Consider the following 6,562-nt stretch of genomic DNA (forward strand, 5'->3'; position numbering starts at 1 on the left):
AGCGTGTGGGCTTCTTGCCAACTCCACCCAACGGTTAGGATACTCGGCAAGCTTTATTAACGACACGGGATGACCCTCCGCGCCGGAACAATACAAAAAAGTTCTATTTTTAGTTAGTAGGTGGCGGTTAGCTCTTAATTTGATAAACCCTACTGTTTTTTAGTATAGACGAAAAATAAAATATCAAAGTTCCTGTCCGCCATTCATCCCACGCCGACCTTTCGGCAAAGCCGACGCGGGGCGCGTTCGGTGCGGACGTGGGGCATAAGCGCGCATGAAGCTAACCGCCTCACGGAAAACCCCAACACTAGAGTATTGCTACTGGAAGCTGGCAAGCCAGACCGCGAGCGGTCAATTCACATCCCCATCGCCTTTCGCGCCCTATTCAGAACTGAATACGATTGGAGTTACTATACACAACCCCAAAGCAATCTGAACAACCGCAAATTGTTCTGGCCCCGTGGCAAGGTTCTAGGTGGCTGTAGCTCTATCAACGCCATGATATATATTCGAGGTCACCGCTGGAACTATGACCACTGGCACGAATTAGGGAATAAGGGGTGGAGTTTTTCTGAGGTGCTGCCCTATTTTAAGAAAGCCGAAAACCAGGAAAGGGGAGCGTCTGAATACCATGGCACTGATGGTCCGCTCAATGTCGCCAATTTGCGCTACACCAACCCCCTATCTCAGGTGTTTGTCGAAGCAGCTACAGAAATAGGCTTGGAAAACACCAAGGACTTCAACTGTCGGGAACCAGAAGGAGTAGGATTTTATCAGGTAACTCAGAAAAACGGTAAACGTCATAGTACCGCTGCTGCTTACTTAAAACCCTGCCGCCCAATTATCTAACTGATCAAACAGATTTACAGGTTTTGCTTACTGGCATCAAGCTGTGTCGTCAAATACTTCAGGCGTCAGCATTTGAGACCTTTCGGGGGGAGGAACTTTTCCCTGGAACTCAAGTCGAGCAACTCGATGAAATTGCTGCCTACATCCGCGATACCGCTGGCACATTGTATCACCCAGTTGGAACTTGCAAGATGGGGAATGACCCAATGGCAGTGGTTAACTCCCGCCTGCAGGTACATAGTATAGAGGGGTTACGAGTTGTAGATGCCTCAATCATGCCCACTATCGTTGGTGGTAACACGAATGCCCCAACCATAATGATTGCCGAAAAAGTAGCTGATTTGCTGATGGAGGAAGAGCCAACACCATTTAGGAATTAACCCTTAAGTTTACCCATCATTTCTGCTTCATTCCAGTAGGACAAAACCTTTTGAATCTTACCGTCATCATTAATTTCAAAAACACTGATGCCTTCAGCAGTAGCCTCACGACCATTCTTAGCAGACACCTGCATCCTCCACTTTACCGCTGCTCCATTGCCAGCAATAAAAATTTGCTCTTGTGAGATGTCAAAGCTGTTAAAGAAGCTAGACAGTAGTGCAAAGAACTTCTCCGAGTCCTCAGAGACGTTGATTGGTGGCTTTCCCACTGGGTCATAAATCACTGCATCTTCAGCAAAAATCTCTACCCAGCCTCCTGGATTCATGGCTGCCATGTTAGCAAAATAGACATTGATGACTGATGCGATCGCTTCTGTTGACATAGTTTCCATCTGACTTCACCTTTATATTATCGGTTAAATTCTGCCCTTAGCGAATAATCCCAGCCAAAAGGCAAAAGGCAGATGTTTGACCCGGTGGTGCGTTACAGGGCGGGCTGTGCCAACCCTGGCGCTATAGCGGAAAATGAGGATGAGCCCGCCCTTAACGCACCCTACGTCACTAATCATTAATCATGGCAATAGCCATGCCAGAATACGTTTAGCAATTTTCTTAGGACCAGGCTTGGCCGAGAGCAAACCGGACAATAGCTGACGCAACATCCAAGGCGCAATCCTGATTAAACATGAACGTAGCAGCCATTGTAGTATTACTAGAAGTAGACCACAGCTGACTATGCCCACTATAATAATCAACCATCTCCAGGGTTGAGCAAGTATTAGCTGTAATACACCAGGAATTACCAGCACTGCCACAATCACCAGGATTATCATCAGCCCTGATAGTCCCCAAGCCAGCTTAGGGAAATTGGGTGATGGTTTCAGGCGTAGCTGACCCAAGATTTGAGTGATCAGCCAGTAATGAGCGTCAGCAATTTGACAACAAAAGTCGGGATTCTCCAGACAGTCTCTCTTGATCTGGTGAAGGATTTCTCCATCAAGGGCAATCACACTCCGCATCAGTGCCTGTGCTCGATCAACTGGTAGATAGTAGGTAGAAAAGGTCAATCCAGACTGGAGGCGGTTTTCCCAATCCAGCAGAGCTAAATGGCGTAAATCACTAAGCAACTCTCCGGAAATATCAAGGCCGTGACCAGTCTCTTGTGCTTGTTTAATTTTTGTAAGAATGTCTTGATTTAAATCAAAGCGAATGCTATGAAACAGCACGCGGGAGCGTGTTATTTGTTCTTGCTCAACCTTGATGTATGACTCTATATTCATACCTTTCCCCTGGTCAAGGGTTTGAGAGTGCTGTTGGGAATGACGCCACACAGGACTAACCAGATTACACCACCACAGCACAATAAAGGTTTTCAGGCTCCCAAATCAAGCCTTCAACAGCCGCAATTTCTTCCTAGCTTAGTTTTCTTAATAGCTGAATGCGTCAGGGAGTCAGTGCTCAGTCTAGTTTATCGTTAATGTTTAAACTTAAGTTATAAACCGTCAACTTTTAACTTTTAACTTTCAACTTTCAACTTTCAACTTTTAACTTTCAACTTTCAACCAAGCTGATAGCTGACTAAGCCACGATAAACTGAAATAATATTAAGAAATGTTAATATAAGGAGTTTTTATCATGCAGACGATCAAGTTAGGTCAGGATGGTCCGATGGTTACAGCCTTGGGAATTGGGACGTGGTCATGGGGAGACAAGCTGTTTTGGAACTATGGCAGTGACTACGGCACTACTCAGGTAAAAGAAGCCTTCGAGGCAACCTTGGATGCTGGAATTACCTTTTTTGACACCGCTGAGGTATATGGACTAGGAGAATCCGAATCCCTGATCGGACGGTTTATGAAGCAGCTGGGACGGAAAGCCCAGATTGCCACTAAGTATTTTCCCTTACCCTGGCGATTTACCGCTCAGTCAGTTTCTGATGCCTTGAGTGACAGTTTGAAACGTTTGCAAGTCGAGCAAGTGGAACTGTACCAAGTACATATGCCTTTTAGTTTCTTGATCAGCCAACAGACCTTGATGAATGCTCTAGCTGATGAAGTGAAGCGTGGTCGGATTGGAGCAGTTGGTGTCAGTAACTATTCCGCTAAGCAAATGGCAGAAGCTCACAGTTACTTAGCAGCCCGTGGCATACCCCTAGCGGTGAATCAGGTGCAATATTCTCTGTTGCATCGGAAAATTGAGAGCAACGGTATTCTTGATAAAGCGCGTCAGTTAGGTGTGACTATTCTCGCTTACAGTCCCTTAGCTCAAGGGTTACTCACTGGCAAGTATACGGTAGAGAAATATATCAAACCCACTGGAGCTAGGGCTATTGACCCCCGCTTTAGCAAAAGTGGTTTAGAAAAAATTGCCCCTGTGCTAAAGCTACTGAGTCAGTTAGGGGAAAAGTATGAGCGAAAACCAGCTCAAGTTGCCCTTAACTGGCTGATTGCTCAAGATGGAGTAATCCCGATTCCCGGTGCTAAGACCGCACAGCAGGTGCAAGACAATGCAGGGGCTTTGGGTTGGGCTTTGAGTCAGGAGGATGTTAGTCAGTTGGAACAAGTGACTCGCCCTTGGTTAAAATGAAAGCTCAAGGAAAGCGCCCCTACAATAGACTTCGCCGCAGTTGTCCGGAACAGGCAACAGCGCTATTGATTTCAGAAACGATAGCCTGCACCAAATTGGAATTTAACCGGAGAAGTATCGTTGTTTTCATCACTAAGGCTTAATCTGCCACTGCCGTAGATTATGGTGTAGTCATTGACTGCTGCTTCTACACCAGCAGTCAATACGGCTGAATTTTGATTACCTAAAGGAGTGGTGATCTCCTCGTTGTTCACAAAGGTATAGCCTCCACCAACGTAAATGTTAGTATTGCTGGCAACCGGTAGATCGTAGGTAATTGTTGGCTCGACAGCACGACCTTTGCCAGAGAGAAATGCTGCACCACGCACTGAAATTGGTAAATTGGGCACATCAATACGACCTTGATACATGCTACCAATCCTTTCATCGCTTGAGTTTGAGCCAATTCCCAGCAAATTCTCAAAGGGATTGAGGATATCATTACTTATTGTGCTGCCATCGTTACTAATTCCGACGTAGCTACCCTTTAATCCTTCAGGTTGAGCAGAGGCAGGGCTAGCACATAGAACCATAGCAATCATTAAGATTAGGGAAGTTGCGGCAGATTTGAGTATGGGTTTCATCGGTTTCATGGTTATAATTAGAAAACCCCCCGCTTTGATTGCAGGGGGATGGCTATCAAGGTGCATCTACTATTTTTCTATTTCTCAGCCGAGTTGAGTGATCCGGATAAGTTACAGAAAAATATCCGATTGACTCCAGTGATGGCGTTGCTTAATGATGGGATAATTTTGTCGCCACCCCATTGAGAACTGGTATATGTAAACAAAAAGCGATCGCTTGTTGAGGTAGCGATCGCTTTTTGAGGTCACGATTTAGTCTAAACTGCGTAAGCATTCAGCCCTCAGCCGTCAGCCATTCGCGTAGCCTGGTCACAAGCCTTGGCCAAAGGCCACGCTACGCGAATGGCTGATAGCACCTCAGGTAGTCTATTAGCTGATACGCGATACGCTGATAGCTGATAGCTGAATGCTTACTAAACTCAAGTAGCTAACTGATTGTCCCAAGTCTAGTTAGCCAGCCACTGAGCTAACCAGGGAGTTAGTTCAAGTTAACCTTGACAACTTTGTTTTTTTCCTCTTCCGCTTTAGGCAAGGTCAGATTTAAGATACCGTCTTTGTACTCAGCCTCAACTTTGGTATTTTGAATCCGAACTGGTAAAGGAATTACCCGCTGGAATTTACCATAACGGAATTCAGACCGCTTGACGCCTTTTTCGTCAGTATTGGTTTCTTCTTTACGTTCTCCACTGATAGAAACAACAGTATCTGTGACTTCTACATTCAAGTCTTTGGCTTCCATTCCTGGAACTTCTAATTTCAGAGTAATAGCATCTTCAGTTTGGGTAATTTCAGCAGCTGGAACATTTTTGAGATGACCAAACTCTCGCAAAGTAGTAGGCACAAAACTATGGTCAAATAGCTGGTCAATTTCCCGTTGTAGGGTGTTGATGTCTTTCCAGGGGTTCCAACGAACTAGAGTCATAGCTTTTCCTCCAAGTTGTAATTGCTTAATTGATTTAGCCTTGTTTTCTGGCCTTTGATTATTATGGTAGGACTTGAAATTAGCTATGACAATTCGGGTTTTATCACTAATTTTATAGGGATTGCCGTTATGAATAAGTGTTCAATCGGGAATCGGGAATCGGGAATCGGGAATCGGGAATCGGAAACAGGCAAAAGGGAATAGGGAATAGTAATAAAGAGATATGAGGATTTTTTTTGGTTAGGAGAAAGCAATGTAGCCTTGGGTTTCATGAACTATTTAGAACTGCTATAGTTAACTTTGATCTAAATTACGGTAAACTAAACACAATTGAGTTCGGTAAACTCGAATTCAATGGTCAGCTAATGCGCTAGGCGCAAGCTAATTGAGGTGCTAATGCGCTACGCGCACGCTACGCGAACAGGTATCAGGTAAGGCAATTCAGTTAAGTCCGATGATGGAATCCACAGATTTTACCCATTCAGTCAGCTACCAAAAAGAATTGATTCTGAAATTACAGGAACTGCTGAAAAAAGAAATTGAAGGTAAAGCTCACTCTGACCGCATTGAAGAATTATCTTCAGCGATTGAAAGTGCTACAGAGGCGCTCAACAACCTAACCCAGTATTTTAGAGAAACTTGACCTCTAAGCATTCAGCGGTCAGCTTATTTTATTCAAAAGCTGTTTGGTGTAGCATGCGCTATGGGCATAAACTGTTCGGTGTAGCGTGGCCATAGGCTCAAAACTGATAGCTGATACGGGACACGCTGATACGCGACACGCTGATAGCTGATAGCTTAGGTTGAACTGTATTTTTCTCGATTAGACTCTAAGCACTAGGTATTAGGCGTTAACTACTAACTAACACCTAATACCTAACACTTAACACCTAACACCTAACACCTAAGCCTCAACACTATATTGACTGATAGTAAGCATTCAGCCGTCAGCCGTCAGCGGTCAGCCATTTCCGTACCGTGCGCGTAGCCCATAAGCTGACAGCTGATAGCTGATAGCTGAATACTTACGACTGATTACTAGGGCAAAGGTCGAAATTATTTTTAGTCCTTGAAGAGGTCAAGTCCTCTTTCGGGTTGAGCTACAGAGGCACCAATATTAGGAGTGATGCCCACAAATTGATCAAATCAGTGATTCGGTCAAAGCCCGACGCTGCGCGAACGACTCTGGTCAAGATCAATCC

Annotated in this window: 8 protein-coding genes and 1 pseudogene; 3 read left to right on the forward strand and 6 right to left on the reverse strand. The window is 44.9% G+C overall.

The window, feature by feature from the left end; genetic code table 11:
• The first annotated feature begins 249 nt into the window (after positions 1 to 249).
• Positions 250 to 1,229, forward strand: a pseudogene (locus tag F6K37_RS45710) (GMC family oxidoreductase).
• Here F6K37_RS45710 and F6K37_RS29280 read toward each other — a convergent pair.
• Positions 1,226 to 1,621 carry a nuclear transport factor 2 family protein gene (locus F6K37_RS29280; RefSeq protein ID WP_008181649.1) on the reverse strand — a complete coding sequence of 132 codons (396 nt, stop codon included), beginning with the start codon at positions 1,619 to 1,621 and terminating at the stop codon, positions 1,226 to 1,228. The pseudogene F6K37_RS45710 and the gene F6K37_RS29280 overlap by 4 nt on opposite strands.
• Before the next feature lie 180 nt (positions 1,622 to 1,801).
• The gene (locus F6K37_RS29285; RefSeq protein WP_287253986.1) at positions 1,802 to 2,590 is read right to left on the reverse strand and encodes a hypothetical protein; all 789 of its coding nucleotides are present in this window, start codon (positions 2,588 to 2,590) and stop codon (positions 1,802 to 1,804) included.
• 274 nt (positions 2,591 to 2,864) lie between these two features.
• Between F6K37_RS29285 and F6K37_RS29290 the strand changes: the two genes are divergently transcribed.
• Positions 2,865 to 3,815, forward strand: coding sequence for an aldo/keto reductase (locus F6K37_RS29290; protein WP_008181647.1), 951 nt, complete (start codon positions 2,865 to 2,867; stop codon positions 3,813 to 3,815).
• 71 nt (positions 3,816 to 3,886) lie between these two features.
• On the opposite strand, the gene F6K37_RS29295 is transcribed toward F6K37_RS29290, so the two are convergent.
• From F6K37_RS29295 to F6K37_RS29310, 4 genes are all read right to left on the reverse strand, one after another.
• Positions 3,887 to 4,438, reverse strand: a complete 552-nt coding sequence (locus F6K37_RS29295) for a putative outer membrane beta-barrel protein (RefSeq protein ID WP_044492531.1) — start codon at positions 4,436 to 4,438, stop codon at positions 3,887 to 3,889.
• A gap of 151 nt (positions 4,439 to 4,589) precedes the next feature.
• Entirely contained in the window at positions 4,590 to 4,712 is a 123-nt protein-coding gene (locus F6K37_RS29300) for a hypothetical protein (protein ID WP_287253988.1), read from the reverse strand.
• A 204-nt stretch (positions 4,713 to 4,916) separates the two neighbouring features.
• A complete protein-coding gene (locus tag F6K37_RS29305; RefSeq protein ID WP_287253990.1) occupies positions 4,917 to 5,360 on the reverse strand; it encodes an Hsp20/alpha crystallin family protein in 444 nt (147 codons plus the stop codon).
• 83 nt (positions 5,361 to 5,443) lie between these two features.
• Positions 5,444 to 5,632, reverse strand: coding sequence for a hypothetical protein (locus F6K37_RS29310; RefSeq protein ID WP_287253992.1), 189 nt, complete (start codon positions 5,630 to 5,632; stop codon positions 5,444 to 5,446).
• 182 nt (positions 5,633 to 5,814) lie between these two features.
• Between F6K37_RS29310 and F6K37_RS29315 the strand changes: the two genes are divergently transcribed.
• The gene (locus F6K37_RS29315; RefSeq protein WP_008181643.1) at positions 5,815 to 6,003 is read left to right on the forward strand and encodes a hypothetical protein; all 189 of its coding nucleotides are present in this window, start codon (positions 5,815 to 5,817) and stop codon (positions 6,001 to 6,003) included.
• Positions 6,004 to 6,562 lie beyond the last annotated feature (559 nt).

Source organism: Moorena sp. SIO4E2, from assembly GCF_010671945.1.
Classification (GTDB): Bacteria; Cyanobacteriota; Cyanobacteriia; order Cyanobacteriales; family Coleofasciculaceae; genus Moorena; species Moorena producens.

What these genes read in the sequence shown, in the direction of transcription:
- F6K37_RS29305 (WP_287253990.1), bottom strand. Translation starts at nt 5,360, where the DNA reads ATGACTCTAGTTCGTTGGAACCCCTGGAAAGACATCAACACCCTACAA.
- F6K37_RS29295 (WP_044492531.1), bottom strand. Translation starts at nt 4,438, where the DNA reads ATGAAACCCATACTCAAATCTGCCGCAACTTCCCTAATCTTAATGATT.
- F6K37_RS29315 (WP_008181643.1), top strand. Translation starts at nt 5,815, where the DNA reads ATGATGGAATCCACAGATTTTACCCATTCAGTCAGCTACCAAAAAGAA.
- F6K37_RS29290 (WP_008181647.1), top strand. Translation starts at nt 2,865, where the DNA reads ATGCAGACGATCAAGTTAGGTCAGGATGGTCCGATGGTTACAGCCTTG.
- F6K37_RS29300 (WP_287253988.1), bottom strand. Translation starts at nt 4,712, where the DNA reads ATGCTTACGCAGTTTAGACTAAATCGTGACCTCAAAAAGCGATCGCTA.
- F6K37_RS29310 (WP_287253992.1), bottom strand. Translation starts at nt 5,632, where the DNA reads ATGAAACCCAAGGCTACATTGCTTTCTCCTAACCAAAAAAAATCCTCA.
- F6K37_RS29280 (WP_008181649.1), bottom strand. Translation starts at nt 1,621, where the DNA reads ATGGAAACTATGTCAACAGAAGCGATCGCATCAGTCATCAATGTCTAT.